The organism is Streptomyces genisteinicus (assembly GCF_014489615.1).
In the GTDB taxonomy this organism is placed as follows: Bacteria; Actinomycetota; Actinomycetes; order Streptomycetales; family Streptomycetaceae; genus Streptomyces; species Streptomyces genisteinicus.
In genome coordinates, this window is sequence record NZ_CP060825.1 from 5562351 (window position 1) to 5577824 (window position 15474).

Annotated in this window: 15 protein-coding genes; 11 read left to right on the forward strand and 4 right to left on the reverse strand. The window is 73.4% G+C overall.

Features of this window, described 5'->3' with window-relative positions:
- Window positions 1-3: 3 nt before the first annotated feature.
- The gene (locus IAG43_RS24155) at window positions 4-1341 is read right to left on the reverse strand and encodes a D-arabinono-1,4-lactone oxidase (protein WP_187742788.1); all 1338 of its coding nucleotides are present in this window, start codon (window positions 1339-1341) and stop codon (window positions 4-6) included.
- Complete coding sequence (locus IAG43_RS24160) at window positions 1283-2542, reverse strand: MFS transporter (RefSeq protein ID WP_187742789.1); 1260 nt, start codon at window positions 2540-2542, stop codon at window positions 1283-1285. Before IAG43_RS24160 ends, IAG43_RS24155 begins: the two co-directional genes overlap by 59 nt.
- Before the next feature lie 193 nt (window positions 2543-2735).
- Between IAG43_RS24160 and IAG43_RS24165 the strand changes: the two genes are divergently transcribed.
- Both IAG43_RS24165 and IAG43_RS24170 read left to right on the forward strand, forming a co-directional pair.
- The gene (locus tag IAG43_RS24165) at window positions 2736-3863 is read left to right on the forward strand and encodes a ferrochelatase (protein ID WP_187742790.1); all 1128 of its coding nucleotides are present in this window, start codon (window positions 2736-2738) and stop codon (window positions 3861-3863) included.
- A gap of 20 nt (window positions 3864-3883) precedes the next feature.
- Window positions 3884-4684, forward strand: coding sequence for an inositol monophosphatase family protein (locus IAG43_RS24170; RefSeq protein WP_187742791.1), 801 nt, complete (start codon window positions 3884-3886; stop codon window positions 4682-4684).
- Window positions 4685-4836: 152 nt separating this feature from the next.
- Here IAG43_RS24170 and IAG43_RS24175 read toward each other — a convergent pair whose 3' ends face one another.
- A complete protein-coding gene (locus IAG43_RS24175) occupies window positions 4837-5004 on the reverse strand; it encodes a hypothetical protein (protein WP_187742792.1) in 168 nt (55 codons plus the stop codon).
- A 323-nt stretch (window positions 5005-5327) separates the two neighbouring features.
- On the opposite strand from IAG43_RS24175, the gene IAG43_RS24180 reads away from it, so the two are divergent.
- From IAG43_RS24180 to IAG43_RS24195, 4 genes are all read left to right on the forward strand, one after another.
- Window positions 5328-5981, forward strand: coding sequence for a response regulator transcription factor (locus IAG43_RS24180; protein ID WP_147988510.1), 654 nt, complete (start codon window positions 5328-5330; stop codon window positions 5979-5981).
- A gap of 5 nt (window positions 5982-5986) precedes the next feature.
- On the forward strand, window positions 5987-7225 hold the full coding sequence (locus tag IAG43_RS24185) for a sensor histidine kinase (protein ID WP_187742793.1): 1239 nt from the start codon (window positions 5987-5989) through the stop codon (window positions 7223-7225).
- Between the two features lie 382 nt (window positions 7226-7607).
- The gene (locus IAG43_RS24190; RefSeq protein WP_147988512.1) at window positions 7608-7904 is read left to right on the forward strand and encodes a DUF4193 domain-containing protein; all 297 of its coding nucleotides are present in this window, start codon (window positions 7608-7610) and stop codon (window positions 7902-7904) included.
- A 13-nt stretch (window positions 7905-7917) separates the two neighbouring features.
- Window positions 7918-8913 (forward strand): hypothetical protein, encoded by a 996-nt coding sequence (locus IAG43_RS24195; protein WP_187742794.1) that lies wholly within the window; start codon window positions 7918-7920, stop codon window positions 8911-8913.
- Window positions 8914-9083: 170 nt separating this feature from the next.
- Here the strand turns inward: IAG43_RS24195 and IAG43_RS24200 are convergent, their stop codons facing one another.
- The gene (locus tag IAG43_RS24200) at window positions 9084-9551 is read right to left on the reverse strand and encodes a DUF3093 domain-containing protein (protein ID WP_187742795.1); all 468 of its coding nucleotides are present in this window, start codon (window positions 9549-9551) and stop codon (window positions 9084-9086) included.
- A 58-nt stretch (window positions 9552-9609) separates the two neighbouring features.
- Here IAG43_RS24200 and IAG43_RS24205 point away from each other — a divergent pair, with 58 nt between their 5' ends.
- The 5 genes from IAG43_RS24205 to IAG43_RS24225 all read left to right on the forward strand — a co-directional run bounded on the left by IAG43_RS24205 (window position 9610) and on the right by IAG43_RS24225 (window position 15340).
- Window positions 9610-10242: a PaaI family thioesterase gene (locus tag IAG43_RS24205; protein ID WP_246574525.1), complete on the forward strand. Its 633-nt coding sequence runs from the start codon at window positions 9610-9612 to the stop codon at window positions 10240-10242.
- A complete protein-coding gene (gene dut / locus IAG43_RS24210; protein WP_187742796.1) occupies window positions 10242-10754 on the forward strand; it encodes a dUTP diphosphatase in 513 nt (170 codons plus the stop codon). The genes IAG43_RS24205 and dut overlap by 1 nt, the downstream gene beginning before the upstream one ends.
- Window position 10755: 1 nt before the next feature.
- On the forward strand, window positions 10756-11529 hold the full coding sequence (locus tag IAG43_RS24215; protein WP_187742797.1) for a DUF3710 domain-containing protein: 774 nt from the start codon (window positions 10756-10758) through the stop codon (window positions 11527-11529).
- Between the two features lie 183 nt (window positions 11530-11712).
- The gene (locus IAG43_RS24220; RefSeq protein WP_187742798.1) at window positions 11713-12441 is read left to right on the forward strand and encodes an ABC transporter ATP-binding protein; all 729 of its coding nucleotides are present in this window, start codon (window positions 11713-11715) and stop codon (window positions 12439-12441) included.
- Window positions 12442-12793: 352 nt separating this feature from the next.
- A complete protein-coding gene (locus tag IAG43_RS24225; RefSeq protein WP_187742799.1) occupies window positions 12794-15340 on the forward strand; it encodes a sensor histidine kinase in 2547 nt (848 codons plus the stop codon).
- The last annotated feature ends 134 nt before the right edge of the window (window positions 15341-15474 follow it).

The window sequence follows — 15474 nt, forward strand, 5'->3', positions numbered from 1 at the left end:
GCCTCAGTCGCCCAGCACCCTGCGGAGGTAGGCGTTCTGGAAGAGCCGGTCCGGGTCGAGGCGGTCGCGCAGCGCGGCGAACTCGCCGAACCGCGGGTACGCCTCCGCCAGGTAACCGGCGTCCCTGGTGTGGATCTTGCCCCAGTGGGGGCGGCCGCCGTGCGCGGTCATGATCCGCTCCACCGCCGAGAAGTACGCCCGGTAGGGCGTGCCCCGGTACATGTGCACCGCGATGTACGCGGTCTCCCGGCCCGAGGCCGTGGACAGGGCGATGTCGTCCGCGGGCGCGGTGCGCACCTCCACGGGGAAGCTGATCCGCAGCGGCGAACGCTCCACCATCGCCCGCAGTTCGCGCAGGGCCGCGACCGCCGCCTCGCGCGGGACGGCGTACTCCATCTCCACGAACCGCACGCGGCGCGGAGATGTGAAGACCTTGTAGGGGATGTCCGTGTACGTCCGCGCGGACAGGGCCCGGCTGGAGACACGGGCGATCGCGGGGATCGCGGCGGGCACCGCCCGGCCCAGCGAACAGGCGGCGTGGAAGGCCCCGTTGGAGAGCAGCTCGTCCTCGATCCAGCCCGTGACCCGGCCGGGAGGCGCGGCGGGCCCCGCGCTGCGGTTGTTGCGCTTGGTGTTGCAGTTGGCGGTGTGCGGGAACCAGTAGAACTCGAAGTGCTCGTTCTCCGCGTGCAGCGCGTCGAACTCGGAGAGGACCCGGTCGAACGGCATCGGCTCCTCGCGGGCCGTCAGCAGGAACACCGGCTCCACCGCGAACGTGATCGCGGAGACCACGCCCAGCGCCCCCAGGCCGATCCGGGCGGCCGCGAAGACCTCCGGGTTCTCCTTCTCGGAGCAGGTCAGCACCTCCCCGCCGGCCGTGACCAGTTCCAGACCCCTGATCTGCGCGGCGATCGAGGCCGATTCCCGGCCCGTGCCGTGGGTCCCCGTGGAGGTCGCGCCGGCGACGGTCTGCTCCATGATGTCGCCCATGTTGGTGAGCGACAGGCCCTCGCGGGCGAGAGCCTCGTTCAGCCGCTTCAGCGGAGTGCCGGACTCCACGGTGACCGTCATCGCCGACCGGTCCACGGACCGGATGCCGGTGAGCAGGTCGGGGCGTATCAGCACCCCGTCCGTGGCGGCCACCGCCGTGAACGAGTGCCCCGTCCCGACGGTCTTGACCCGCAGACCGTCCTCGGCGGCCCGGCGCACCTCCTCGGCCAGCTCGGCGACGGACGCCGGACGTGCCTCCCTGACCGGGGTGACGGAGACCGTCCCCGCCCAGTTACGCCACGTGCTCCGTGCGGTCCCCGGCCTTCCCGGCCTGCTCGCGGTCCTGCTCACGCTGCCCCTCCCGCGTCGGCACCGGCCTGCGCAGCCGGCGGTAGCCCAGGAGCGCCACCAGGGCCGCGAACACTCCCGAGACCCCGGGCACCGCGGACCCCGCCGCCGCTCCGTGCGCGTCGACCACCCAGCCGGCGGCCGACGACCCGAGAGCCACACCGACCGCGAGTCCGGTACTGGTCCAGGACATGCCCTCGGTGAGCTTGCTGCGCGGTACGTGCGCTTCGACGAGGGCCATGGTGGTCACCATCGTCGGTGCGATGGCGAGACCCGCGACAAAGAGCGCCACGGCCAGGAACGGCAGGCTCCCGGCCAGTTGGAGGGGGATCATACTCACGGCCATGGCGCCCACGCCCAGCACCCACCGGCGCGAGGGGTCGCCCTTCAGGTGCAGGAGGCCGAAGACCGCCCCCGCGAGGCAGGAGCCCAGCGCGTAGACGGCGAGCACCCAGCTCGCCGCGGCCTTGCTGCCGACCTCCTCGGCGTAGGCGACCGTCACCACGTCCACCGCGCCGAAGATCGCGCCCGTCGCGACGAACGCGGCGACCAGCACCTGGAGACCGGGGGAGCGCAGCGCCGACCCCCCGGTGTGGTGCCCGGCCGGGTGCGGCCTCGGCTCGGTGGAGCGCTGAGCGGTCAGCCACCAGACGCCCACCGCCAGGAAGCCGGCCGCGAGCAGCGGCCCCGCCTCGGGGAACCACATCGTCGACAGACCGATGGAGATGATGGGGCCGAAGATGAAGCAGACCTCGTCCACGATCGACTCGAACGAGTACGCCGTGTGCAGTTCCCGCGGCCGCCCCTGGTAGATCGCCGCCCAGCGGGCGCGGGTCATCGCGCCGACGCTCGGCACGCAGCCGCCCATCGCCGTGAACACGAACAGGGTCCAGTCCGGGGCGCCCTGCTGCGCGCAGATCAGCAGGCCGGTGACGGCGAACAGCGCGATCAGCGTGGCCGGCCGCAGCACCCGGCGCTGCCCGTGCCGGTCGACCAGGCGGGAGATCTGCGGACCGAGGACGGCGGCCGACAGGGCCAGCGTCGCGGTCAGCGTCCCCGCGAGCCCGTAGCGGCCGGTGATCTCGGAGACCATGGTCATGATGCCGATGCCCATCATGGACAGCGGCATGCGGCCGAGCAGACCGGCTGCGGAGAACCCCACGGTGCCGGGGGCCGAGAAGATCGCGCGGTAAGGACTGGGCAAGGGTGTCTCCGGTAATGCGTGCGGGCAGCCTTCACAGGTTACGCGCAGGATGTCCGCGGACGCACCGGGGTTTCGCACCGCCCCCGCGGGGGTCCTCGGCCCCCGCCGGCGGGTACGCGGCCGGGGGTTCCCCGGCCCGCACGGGGCGGGGCCTTGTCGGCTCCGCCGGGACCGGGGTGGCAGGATCGTCACCATGTCCGATCTGCGTGATCCAGCGCCCTACGACGCTCTTCTGTTGCTCTCCTTCGGCGGCCCCGAGGGACCCGACGACGTCGTCCCGTTCCTCGAGAACGTGACCCGCGACCGGGGCATCCCCACCGAGCGCCTCAAGGAGGTGGGACAGCACTACTTCCTCTTCGGCGGCGTCAGCCCGATCAACGACCAGAACCGGGCGCTGCTGGACGCGCTGCGCAAGGACTTCGCGGACCACGCCCTCGACCTGCCGGTGTACTGGGGCAACCGCAACTGGGCCCCCTACCTGACGGACACCCTGCGCGAGATGACCGAGGCCGGGCACCGGCGCGTGGCGGTCCTCGCGACCAGCGCCTACGCCTCCTACTCCGGCTGCCGCCAGTACCGCGAGAACCTGGCCGACGCGATCGCCGCGCTCGAGGCGGAGGGCCTGCGCCCGCCGCGCGTGGACAAGCTGCGCCACTACTTCAACCACCCCGGCTTCGTCCGCCCGATGATCGAGGGCGTCCTCGCCTCGCTCGCGGAACTGCCCGAGGAGATCAGGGCCGGGGCGCACCTGGCGTTCACCACCCACTCCGTCCCCACCGCGGCCGCCGACACCTCCGGCCCCGAGGAGGAGCACGGGGAGGGCGGAGCCTACGTCCGCCAGCACCTGGAGGTCGCCCGTCTCGTGGCCGGCGCCGTCCGCGACGAGACGGGCATCGAGCACCCCTGGGAGCTCGTCTACCAGTCCCGCAGCGGAGCCCCCCACATCCCGTGGCTGGAACCCGACATCTGCGACCACCTCCAGACGCTCCACGACACCGGGGCGCCGGCCGCCGTCATGGTCCCCATCGGCTTCGTCTCGGACCACATGGAGGTCCTCTACGACCTCGACACCGAGGCCACCGCCAAGGCCGCCGAACTGGGGCTGCCCGTCCGCCGCTCCGCCACCGTCGGCGCCGACCCCCGCTTCGCCGCCGCCGTGCGCGACCTGCTCCTGGAGCGGGCCGCCTCCGAACGCGGCATCGACGCGGAACGCTGCGCCCTGGGCACCCTCGGCGCGAGCCACGACCTGTGCCCGGTCGGGTGCTGCCCGGCCAGGAACCGGCGGCCCGCGGCCGCCGGAGCCGACAGCCCCTACGCGTGAACCGCCCGAAGGAGACCCCCGTGACCGACGCGCGGACGTCCGAACTGCTCACCCTCGCCCTCGAGGCCGCCCGGCGGGCCGGCGCCCTGCTGCGGGACGGCAGGCCGGACGACCTGGCCGTGGCCCGTACCAAGTCCAGTCCCATCGACGTCGTCACCGAGATGGACATCGCCGCCGAGAAGCTGATCACCGGCTACCTGGAGGACCACCGGCCCGACGACGGCTTCCTGGGCGAGGAGGGCGCCTCCCGGGAGGGCACCAGCGGCGTGCGCTGGGTGGTCGACCCCCTCGACGGCACCGTCAACTACCTCTACGGGCTGCCGACCTGGGCGGTGTCCGTGGCGGCGGAGATCGACGGCGAGACGGTCGTCGGCGTCGTGGAGGCCCCGATGCGCGGTGAGACGTTCCACGCCGTGCGCGGCGGCGGCGCCCGCCTCGGCGACCGCCCGCTGCGCTGCCGGCCGGCCCCGCCGCTGGACCAGGCCCTGGTCTCCACCGGGTTCAACTACGTCCACAGCGTCCGCACCCACCAGGCCGACGTCGCGCAGCGGCTGATCCCCCGGCTGCGCGACATCCGCCGCGGCGGGTCCGCCGCGCTCGACCTGTCGGACGTGGCCGCCGGCCGGCTCGACGGCTACTACGAGCGGGGGCTGAGCCCCTGGGACCTGGCGGCGGGCGACCTGATCGCCCGCGAGGCCGGCGCGCTGACCGGCGGACGCCCCGGCCACGCCCCGTCGGGCGAGCTGACGATCGCGGCCCCGCCCGGTGTCTTCGAGCCGCTCCAGGACCTGTTGGAGGAGTTCGGGGCCTGGCACGACTGACGGCCGCCGGGCCCCTGGCACGGACGAAGGGAGGGCCCCGGCGCCAGATGGCGCCGGGGCCCTCCCTTCGTCGCGCGGCTGCGGGGCCGTGCCGGGCATCCGTACCGGACCGGCCGGGCGGGTGCGGGACCACGCCGGTCCGGCGGCACGCCTCAGGCCGCGGTCACCCGCACACCGTGTTCCGCGGCCAGGCGGTGCAGGTCCTCCAGCTCGGCCTGCTCGACGTCCGCGAGGAAGTCGTCGCCCGTCTCGCGGGCCATCGTCAGGTCGGACTCCGCCGCCTTTATGCGCTGCAGAAGTCCTGTGGTGAAAGCGTCCATGATGCGCCCCCTCGGCTAGGTCGTCGGCACGGGGGTGTGCCTGTGGGGTCCCCCTCGCGGGGCGAGAGGCGGGTGATCAACCCGGAAACAGGTCGTGCTGCGCCACATACAGGGCGTGATCGTGGGGTGTTCAGTCGTCATCCCCAGGCGAAACCTCATGGAAACCTCAACCGCCGGGCCAATCCGGCGCATTCCCGGACCGCAGCCCGTCCGTCACTGCCTTACCGCCGGTTTACGCGCGTAACGGGCAGGATGGGACCCGCACAACCAGTGCCGGGAAGCGGTCCCGTCCGCCGGGACGGGCTCAAGGGAAGGAAAGCGACGTGCGCGTACTCGTCGTCGAGGACGAGCAGCTGCTCGCGGATGCGGTGGCCACCGGGCTGCGCCGGGAGGCCATGGCCGTCGACGTCGTGTACGACGGTGCCGCGGCCCTGGAGCGCATCGGCGTCAACGACTACGACGTGGTGGTGCTCGACCGCGACCTCCCGCTGGTGCACGGTGACGACGTGTGCCGCCGGGTCGTCGAGCTCGGCATGCCGACCCGGGTGCTGATGCTCACCGCGTCCGGCGACGTCAGCGACCGTGTGGAGGGTCTGGAGCTCGGTGCGGACGACTACCTCCCCAAGCCCTTCGCGTTCACCGAGCTGACCGCGCGGGTGCGGGCGCTCGGGCGGCGCACCACCGTGCCGCTGCCGCCCGTCCTGGAGCGTGCCGGGATCAAGCTCGACCCGAACCGCCGCGAGGTGTTCCGCGACGGCAGGGAGATCCAGCTCGCCCCCAAGGAGTTCGCCGTCCTGGAGGTCCTGATGCGCAGCGAGGGGGCCGTCGTCTCGGCCGAGCAGCTGCTGGAGAAGGCTTGGGACGAGAACACCGACCCCTTCACCAACGTCGTGCGGGTGACCGTCATGACCTTGCGCCGCAAGCTCGGCGAGCCGCCGGTGATCGTCACGGTGCCCGGCTCGGGCTACCGGATCTGATCCGCGTGGCCGCCGTACCCGCGCCTCCCGAGGCGCCTCCGAAGCCGACCTGGGACCCGAGGGACCCGGTCCAGCCGTGGCTGCGTCCGACCATCCGGATACGGCTCACCCTGCTCTACGGCGGGATGTTCCTCATCGCGGGCATCCTGCTGCTGTCGATCATCTACCTGTTCACCGCGCAGGCCCTGCACAACATCAGCGAACTGCCGTTCCGGCTGCTGCCGGACAGCAAGATCGAGCTGACCGACAACTCCTGCGAGGCGCTGCGGGCCGGCCTCTCCGCCGACCAGGCCAACGCCGCCCTGAAGTCCTGCTTCGCCCACCAGCGCGAGCTCGCGCTGGACGACCTGCTGCGCCGCTCGCTGTTCGCGCTGCTCGGGCTGAGCATCATCGCCTTCGCGTTCGGCTACGCGATGGCGGGCCGGGTGCTGTCGCCGCTGGGCCGCATCACCCGCACCGCCCGGCAGGTGGCCGGTTCCGACCTCACCCGCCGGATCGAGCTCGACGGGCCCGACGACGAGCTCAAGGAGCTCGCGGACACCTTCGACGAGATGCTGGACCGGCTGGAGCGGGCGTTCACCGCACAGCAGCGTTTCGTGGCGAACGCCTCGCACGAGCTGCGCACACCGCTCGCGATCAACCGGACCCTCCTGGAGGTCCACCTCTCGGACCCGGGCGCCCCCGTGGAGCTCCAGCAGCTCGGCAAGACGCTGCTGGCCACGAACGAGCGCAGCGAGCAGCTGGTGGAGGGCCTGCTGCTGCTGGCCCGCAGCGACAACCAGATCGTCGAGCGCAAGCCCGTCGACCTGGCGGAGGTCGCCTCGCGCGCCATCGACCAGGTGCGGTCCGAGGCGGAGGCCCTGGGGGTGGAGGTGCGCGGGGAGCGCGGCCCGGCGGTCGTGCAGGGCAACGGCGTCCTGCTGGAGCGCATCGCCCTCAACCTGGTGCAGAACGCGGTCCGCTACAACGTGGCCGAGAACGGCTGGGTGGAGGTCTCGACCGAGATCCGGCAGGGCGAGGCGGTCCTGACCGTCTCGAACACGGGTCCCGTGGTTCCCGCCTACGAGGTGGACAACATCTTCGAGCCGTTCAGAAGGCTGCGCCAGGAGCGCACGGGCAGCGACAAGGGCGTCGGGCTGGGGCTGTCCATCGCGCGTTCCGTGGCGAGGGCGCACGGCGGACGTATCATCGCGGAGCCCCGTGAAGGAGGCGGTCTTGTGATGCGCGTCACTCTGCCGACCTGACATGCTGGGCGATGTTCGCTTTAAGCGGAATTTTCGGGATCGACACCCGAGGGCTCCGTGTGTGATCGCTCACAGAACCGCTGGACACCTGATCTACTCTCCGTGATCGCTTCCGCCCCGGGAAAGTCGGAAAAAGCCCGAGTTTTCGGGGGTCGTGAGCACGGGAAGTACACGGGGTGGCGCCGGTGAAGTGCGTCGATCGGACCGTGTACGGTCACCGTCGCCACCCGACCCGATCACTCTCGGGCGATCCGGTTGGGTGTCGATTGAGTAACAGACCTTGATGTGAGGCAAAATCTCCGCCTCAGGTCGGGCACAAGTCCGGCCTCTCGCGCGTTACGTGCGCTGGAGACACCGCATACACCCAGAGGGGGAGAGCGACATGGCAACGGATTACGACACCCCACGCAAGACCGACGACGACGTCGATTCGGACAGCCTTGAGGAACTGAAGGCCCGCCGGAACGACAAGTCCACCTCCAACGTCGACGTCGACGAGTTCGACGCCGCCGAGGGCATGGAGCTCCCGGGAGCAGACCTGTCCAACGAGGAGCTCGCCGTCCGGGTCCTGCCCAAGCAGGCCGACGAGTTCACCTGCATGAGCTGCTTCCTCGTGCACCACCGCAGCCAGCTGGCGCGCGAGAAGAACGGCCAGCCGATCTGCCGCGACTGCGACTGAGGAACGGTCGCCAGTGGCAGCCGGTGAACCGTCCAGGAAGCGGCGCTTCCGGCGTCAGAAGCCGTCGGAGGCGCACCAGGCCGGTCAGGGCACCCCGTCGGGCGCGGAGCCGTCCGACGGGCAGGAGAACGCCCTGCTGCCGCACGGCACGGGTGACGACGCGGAGCGAGGCCCCGGGGCCTCGCTCGAAGCAGCGCACCCTGCCGGACCCACGGCCGGGGCCCGGCGTCTCGAAGCGGTGCGCCACGGCGTCGCCAGAGGCGGCGCCGGTGCCGTGGCCGGACTGACACGGACGGGACGGGGCGCACGCACCGGACTCGTCCGCACACGGGAAGGCGCCAAGGCGGCCCTGGGCCACCTCGCCGACCGTCTCATCGAGAACGCGCCGCGTGTGCCCGTGCGGGACCTCGCGACGCTGCGCCGGCAGTTCCCGGGGCTCGGCCCCGAGCAGCTCGCCGACAAGCTCGTCTCGGGGGCGGCCAACGCCACCTCCACGATCGGCGCCGGCATCGGCGCCGCCGCGATGATGCCGGTCCCGCCCGCGATGCCGACCGAGCTCGCCGCCGAGGTCGCCGGCGTCGGCGCGATCGAGCTGAAGCTCATCGCCGAACTCCACGAGGTCTACGGCCTGCGCCCGCCGGGCAACCTGAAGGACCGCAGCGTCGCCTACCTCAACTCCTGGTCGACCGAGCGCGGCATCGACGTCACCAAGCCCTCGACGTACGACATGTCGATGGGCTCGCACTTCAAGCGGCAGCTGCGCCAGCAGATCATGAAACGCATGGTGCGCAACCTGCCGAACCTGATCCCGTTCATGGTCGGCGCCGCCGTCGGCGCGGTGATGAACCGCCGCGACACCCGCAAGCTCGCGCACCACATCCGGGCCGACCTCCGCCGGCGCCAGGTCCCCTGGGACGCGCTCGAAGGGCTCCCGGCCCTGGAGCAGCCCTCGGACGCCCTGCCCCCGGAGCTGCTGGAGGGCCGTCCTCCGCTGCCGCCGCGGCACTGACCCCCGCCCGGCCCGCGGGGCGCCCGCCGCGCCGTGCGGCACGCGCCGGAGGGCCGGGGCGCCGCCCCCGGACGGTCCCGGGCGACGACAGCCCGGCCCTGCCCCGGCCGGTCTCCGGCGACGGCGGGACCGGCCCTGCCTCCGGTGCCGACGGCCCCGGCTCCCCTGTCTCAGGCGGTCTCCGGCGTCCGGGCCGAGGCCAGCGCCGCCGCCAGCTCCTCGGGACGCCGCGTCGACAGGTACACGTACGGGGTCGGGTCCGCGGGATCCGTCACCTCGATGCGCACCGCCGTCGGCACATAGCTGCGCAGCAGCATGAACGCCCGCGGGTCCGCCTTGTACGAACGCCAGGCACGCGCCTCCTCCGGGTCCAGCACCTCCGCGGGCCCGAGCGCCCCGGCGGGGATGCGGGCGTCACCCGCGACCAGCGACCCCGCGACCACCCGGATCCGGGCCGAGCCGTACGAGCTGACCACCGCGCCCGCCACCGCGGCCGCCCCGATCAGCCCGCCCAGCATGGGCAGCAGCCCCAGCGGAAGCGTGACGAGACCGCCGGAGATCCCGAAGAGGGCGGTGACGACCCACCACGAACGGGGCGCGGTGAGGCGTTCTGAGTACTGCGGGGCGGAAGGCTGCATGGATCCAAGCTTGGCACGGCGCGACCCGCGGACAGCCGCGCGGGTAAGGTCTGCGCCTGTGACCAACGCGAACAACCGAGGGGCGGGTGGCGGCCCCTCCGCCGGCCCCCCGCCCGGGTCCCCGGCCCTGACCCCGCCCGCCGACGCCACGGCGCCCGTCCGGCACCCCGAAGCCCCGGCGCCCGGCGAGCTCCTCGGCGCGCACTACGAGCACTGTTTCGGCTGCGGCGGCGACCAGCCCCACGGCCTGCACCTGGAGGCCCGCGCCCAGGACGGCGTGCGCGTCACGGCGGAGTTCACCGTCAAGCCCGCCCACCAGGGCGCGCCCGGACTGGCCCACGGCGGCGTCCTGGCGACGGCGCTGGACGAGACCCTCGGCTCGCTCAGCTGGCTGCTGCGCGTCATCGCCGTCACCGGCAAGCTGGAGACCGACTTCGTCCGGCCCGTGCCCGTCGGCACCGTGCTGCACCTGGACGCCGAGGTCACCGCCGTCGCCGGACGCAAGATCTACTCCTCGGCCGTCGGCCGCATCGGCTCCCCCGACGGCCCGGTCGCCGTCCGCGCCGCCGCGCTGTTCATCGAGGTCAAGGTCGACCACTTCATCGACAACGGCCGGCCCGAGGAGATCCGGGCGGCCATGGCCGACCCGGACCAGGTGCGCCGTGCCCGCGCGTTCGAGGTGAACCCCTGATGCGCGAACCCGTCGACGTACTGATCCGCCGCGTGGACCCCGAGGTCCCGCTCCCGTCGTACGGTCATCCCGGCGACGCCGGGGCCGACCTCATGACGTGCGAGGCGGCCGAGCTGGCCCCCGGCGAGCGCGCCGTGCTGCCGACCGGCGTCTCCATCGCCCTGCCCGACGGGTACGCGGCGTTCGTGCATCCCCGCTCGGGTCTCGCCGCCCGCTGCGGAGTGGCACTCGTGAATGCCCCAGGGACGGTTGATGCCGGGTACCGTGGGGAGATCAAGGTGATCGTGGTCAACCTCGACCCGCGCGAGACCGTACGGTTCGAACGGTTCGACCGGATTGCCCAACTGGTCGTCCAGCAGGTCGAGAAGGTGCGCTTCCACGAGGTGGCGGAGCTTCCCGGCTCCGCGCGGGCCGAGGGGGGCTTCGGGTCCACCGGCGGTCATGCCGCCGTGGACGGCTCTACGGGTGGGAATCGATACGCTTCGGTCGTATCCGACCGGGAAGGACAGTGACGTGTTCGGACGTCGCAAGAAGAGTGGTTCCGCCGAGGACGCGGCGGACGCAACGGGCGAGGCCGAGCGAGTCGCGGACGAGTCTGCCGACCTCGGCACGGAGGCCGGGGAGTCCCGTCGGGTGAACCTCCCGCCGGCCCCGCGGCCCGACGGCCCCTGGGACGCCTCCGAGGTCTCCCGGCCCGGCGAGGGCCGGGTCGACCTGGGCGGCATGTTCGTGCCCGGGGTCGACGGCATGGAGCTGCGGGTCGAGGTCGCCGGAGACGCGATCGTCGCGGCCACGGTCGTGCTGCGCGACAGCGCCGTACAGCTGCAGGCCTTCGCGGCTCCCAAGAAGGAAGGCATCTGGGGCGAGGTCCGCGAGGAGATCGCGGGCGGCATCACCCAGCAGGGCGGCGTCATCGACGAGGTCGAGGGCCCGCTCGGCTGGGAACTGCGCGCACAGGTGCCCGTGCAGCTGCCCGACGGCAAGGGCGGCGTGCAGCTGGTCCGGTTCGTCGGCGTCGACGGCCCCCGCTGGTTCCTGCGCGGAGTGATCTCCGGGCAGGGCGCGGTGCAGCCGCAGGCCGCCGGGCTGCTGGAGCAGATCTTCCGCGACACCGTCGTGGTGCGCGGCGACGGCCCGATGGCGCCGCGCGACCCGATCGTCCTCAAGCTGCCGGACGACGCGCAGATGGTGCCCGAGGGCGTCCAGCAGACCGAGCAGGAGGGCTCCCGGTTCTCCGGCGGCATGGGCCAGCTCCAGCGCGGCCCGGAGATCACCGAGGTGCGCTGACCGGTCCACGGCCGGCCCCGGGCTGGTCACCGCGGCGGGCGGGGCGCACCCGGTGACGGGAGCGCCCCGCCGTCCGCGGGCCCCGGCCCGTTGCCCGGCCGTGTGGCCCCTGCACATACTGTGGCCACACCGATCCGGCACGCACGGCCGGCGCCGGGCGCCGGCAGCTATGGGGGAAGCGGCATGACCGAGAGCAGCAGCGAGCACGCGGGCACCGCCGTCATGGAACCGGGGCACGGGCCCATGGTGCGGGTGAGCGGCCTGCGCCGGTCCTTCGGCAGCGGGCCCTCCGCGGTGCACGCGCTCCGCGGCGTCTCGTTCGACATTCCCCGCGGCGAACTGGTGGCGCTCAAGGGCCGGTCCGGCTCCGGCAAGACCACCCTGCTCAACCTGGTCGGCGGCCTGGACGAACCGGACGGCGGCAGCATCACCGTCGACGGCACGGAGCTCGCCGGCCTCGGCGAGAAGGGGCTCCTGGAGCTGCGCCGCGACCGGATCGGCTTCATCTTCCAGTCCTTCGGCCTGATCCCGATCCTCAGCGCCGCGGAGAACGTCGGCGTTCCGCTGCGTCTGCGCAAGGCCGAACCGCGTGCCCGCGAGGAGCGCGTCGCGCTGATGCTCGCCCTCGTCGGCCTCGCCGACCACGCGGCCCAGCGGCCGGGCGAGCTCTCCGGAGGCCAGCAGCAGCGCGTCGCCATCGCCCGCGCGCTCGCCAACCGCCCCGCCCTGCTGATCGCCGACGAGCCGACCGGCCAGCTCGACGCGGAGACCGGCCTGGCCGTGATGGAGCTCCTGCGCGCCGTGGTCCGCAGCGAGGGCGTCACCGCCCTGGTCGCCACCCACGACGCCCAGCTCCTCCAGCTCGCCGACCGCGTCCTGGAACTCCGGGACGGGGAGATCGTCGAGGGGTGACCCCTCCTGCGGGGGCGGAGCCGCCCCCGCACCGCACCGCCCGCACCGCCGTCCGGAGCCCCGCGCGACCCGGGTTCCGCCCTGCCCCGTGCCCCAGGCCCGCCCTCCCGCCCTGCCCGGGTCCGCCGTGCCCCGGAGCCCGATCCGCCGCGTCCGCCCGGGTCCGTCCGGTCCGTGCGACGGCCCGGCCGCGCGCCCGCGCCCGCCCCGGGGCCGTCAGAATCCCGTCAATACGGACCCTGCAGCGCCCGCTCCGGCGTCCGCGGCCCCTTCGCGGACGTAGGGTCGACGCTGCGCGCAGCAGCGGCGGGAGCCGGCGGTCGGTGTGCGGTACAGAGACGACAATGAGGCCATGGGACGCGGCAAGCTTCGGATCTATTTGGGCGCGGCGCCCGGAGTCGGCAAGACCTACGCGATGCTCTCCGAGGCGCACCGGCGTGCCGAGCGCGGCACGGACTGCGTCGTCGGGTACGTGGAGCACCACGGCAGGCCCCGCACGGAGGTGCTGCTGCACGGGCTGGAGCAGGTCCGCCGCCAGGAGCTGACGCACCGCGGCGCGCGGTTCACCGAGATGGACGTGGACGCCGTGATCGCCCGCGCCCCCGCCGTCGCGCTCGTCGACGAGCTGGCGCACAGCAACATCCCCGGCTCCCGCAACGCCAAGCGGTGGCAGGACGTCGAGGAACTCCTCGCCGCGGGCATCGACGTCATATCCACCGTCAACATCCAGCACCTGGAATCACTCGGCGACGTGGTCCACTCGATCACCGGCGTCCGGCAGCGGGAGACCGTGCCCGACGAGGTGGTCCGCAGGGCGGACCAGATCGAGCTCGTCGACATGGCGCCGCAGGCGCTGCGCCGCCGGATGGCGCACGGCAACATCTACCAGCCGGACAAGGTGGACGCCGCCCTGTCGAACTACTTCCGCCCCGGCAACCTCACCGCCCTGCGCGAGCTGGCGCTGCTCTGGCTCGCCGACCGGGTCGACGAGTACCTCCAGCAGTACCGCGGCGAGCACAACATCCGCTCCACCTGGCAGGCGCGCGAGCGCATCGTCGTCGGTCTGACCGGCGGCCCCGAGGGCCGCACCCTGATCCGGCGCGCCGCGCGGATGGCCGCCAAGGGCGCGGGCGGCGAGATCCTCGCCGTGTACATCGCCCGCAGCGACGGCCTGACCTCGGCCTCCCCGAAGGAACTGACCGTCCAGCGCACCCTCGTCGAGGACCTGGGGGGCACCTTTCACCACGTCATCGGCGACGACATACCGTCCGCGCTGCTCGACTTCGCCCGCGGGGTGAACGGCACCCAAATCGTCCTCGGCTCCAGCCGCCGCAGGTCCTGGCAGTACCTCTTCAGCCCGGGAGTGGGCGCGACCGTCGCCCGTGACTCCGGCCCCGACCTGGACGTCCACATCGTCACCCACGACGAGGTGGGCAAGGGCCGCGGCCTGCCCGGGAGCCGCGGAGCCCGGATCGGCCGCAGCCGCACGATCGCCGCCTGGCTCGCGGGCGTCGCCGCTCCCGTCCTGCTCACCCTCGTGCTGCTCAGCGTCGAGGACGGGCCGGGGCTCGCCAACGACGTCCTGCTCTTCCTCTTCCTGACCGTGCTCGCCGCCCTGCTGGGCGGTCTGCGGCCGGCGCTCGCCTCGGCGGCGGTGGGGTCCCTGCTGCTGAACTACTACTTCACCCCGCCCCGCCACACCCTCGACATCGCCGAACCGCAGAACCTCGTCGCCCTGGTGATCTTCTTCGCCGTCGCGGTGGCGGTCGCCTCCGTCGTCGACCTGGCCACCCGCCGCACCCACCAGGCCGCCCGGCTGCGGGCCGAGTCGGAGATCCTCTCCTTCCTCGCGGGCAGCGTGCTGCGCGGCGAGACCGCCCTCGACGCCCTGCTGGAACGGGTCCGCGAGACGTTCGCCATGGAGTCGGTCGCCCTGCTGGAACGGGCCGGCGACGTCGACCCCTGGACCTGCACCGCGAGCGTCGGCCCCGCGCCCGCCGCCCGGCCCGACGACGCCGACGTGGACATGCCGGTCGGCGACCACATGGCGCTGGCGCTCTCCGGCCGCGTGCTGCCCGCCGAGGACCGCCGGGTGCTCGCCGCGTTCGCCGCGCAGGCGGCGGTCGTCCTCGACCGGCAGCGGCTGGTGGGGGAGGCGGAGGCGGCCCGCGCGCTCGCGGAGGGCAACCGGATACGGACCGCGCTGCTCGCCGCCGTCAGCCACGACCTGCGGACCCCGCTGGCCGGCATCAAGGCCGCCGTCACCTCGCTGCGCTCGGACGACGTCGCCTGGTCCGACGAGGACGAGGCCGAGCTCCTCGCGGGGATCGAGGAGGGCGCCGACCGCCTCGACCACCTGGTGGGCAACCTCCTCGACATGTCCCGGCTCCAGACCGGCACGGTCACTCCGCTGATACGCCGGACCGGCCTCGACGAGGTCATCCCGCTCGCCCTCGCGGGCGTCCCGCCGGAGAGCGTCGGCCTCGACGTCCCGGAGACGCTGCCGATGGTGGCGGTGGACCGGGGCCTGCTGGAACGGGCGGTCGCCAACATCGTCGAGAACGCGGTCAAGTACACCCCCGACGACACCCCGGTCGTCGTCGCGGCCAGCACCCTCGGCGACCGCGTCGAACTGCGTGTGGTGGACCGCGGCAGCGGCGTCCCCGACGAGGCCAAGGAACGGATCTTCGAGCCGTTCCAGCGGGTCGGCGACGCCCCGCGGGGCGCCGGCGTCGGCCTCGGACTCGCGGTGGCGCGCGGCTTCGTCGAGGCCATGGGCGGCACGCTGAGCGCCGAGGACACCCCGGGCGGCGGCATGACGATGGTGCTCACCCTGGCCGCGGCGCCCGGCCCGCCGCCCGGGACCTCCGGGCCGGCGCCGGCGGAGGCGGCCCCATGACCCGCATCCCGCCCCGGGCGGCCCCCGCCGCCCGCCCGGACACCGGCCCGCTGTCCGGCCCGGTCCCACGGCCGCGGCCGCGCACCGGCCCCCGTCCCCTCCCACTTCTCCTTCCTCATCCGCACGGCAGAAAG

What these genes read in the sequence shown, in the direction of transcription:
- IAG43_RS24225 (WP_187742799.1), top strand. Translation starts at nt 12,794, where the DNA reads ATGGGACGCGGCAAGCTTCGGATCTATTTGGGCGCGGCGCCCGGAGTC.
- IAG43_RS24175 (WP_187742792.1), bottom strand. Translation starts at nt 5,004, where the DNA reads ATGGACGCTTTCACCACAGGACTTCTGCAGCGCATAAAGGCGGCGGAG.
- IAG43_RS24200 (WP_187742795.1), bottom strand. Translation starts at nt 9,551, where the DNA reads ATGCAGCCTTCCGCCCCGCAGTACTCAGAACGCCTCACCGCGCCCCGT.
- IAG43_RS24190 (WP_147988512.1), top strand. Translation starts at nt 7,608, where the DNA reads ATGGCAACGGATTACGACACCCCACGCAAGACCGACGACGACGTCGAT.
- IAG43_RS24165 (WP_187742790.1), top strand. Translation starts at nt 2,736, where the DNA reads ATGTCCGATCTGCGTGATCCAGCGCCCTACGACGCTCTTCTGTTGCTC.
- IAG43_RS24220 (WP_187742798.1), top strand. Translation starts at nt 11,713, where the DNA reads ATGACCGAGAGCAGCAGCGAGCACGCGGGCACCGCCGTCATGGAACCG.
- dut (WP_187742796.1), top strand. Translation starts at nt 10,242, where the DNA reads ATGCGCGAACCCGTCGACGTACTGATCCGCCGCGTGGACCCCGAGGTC.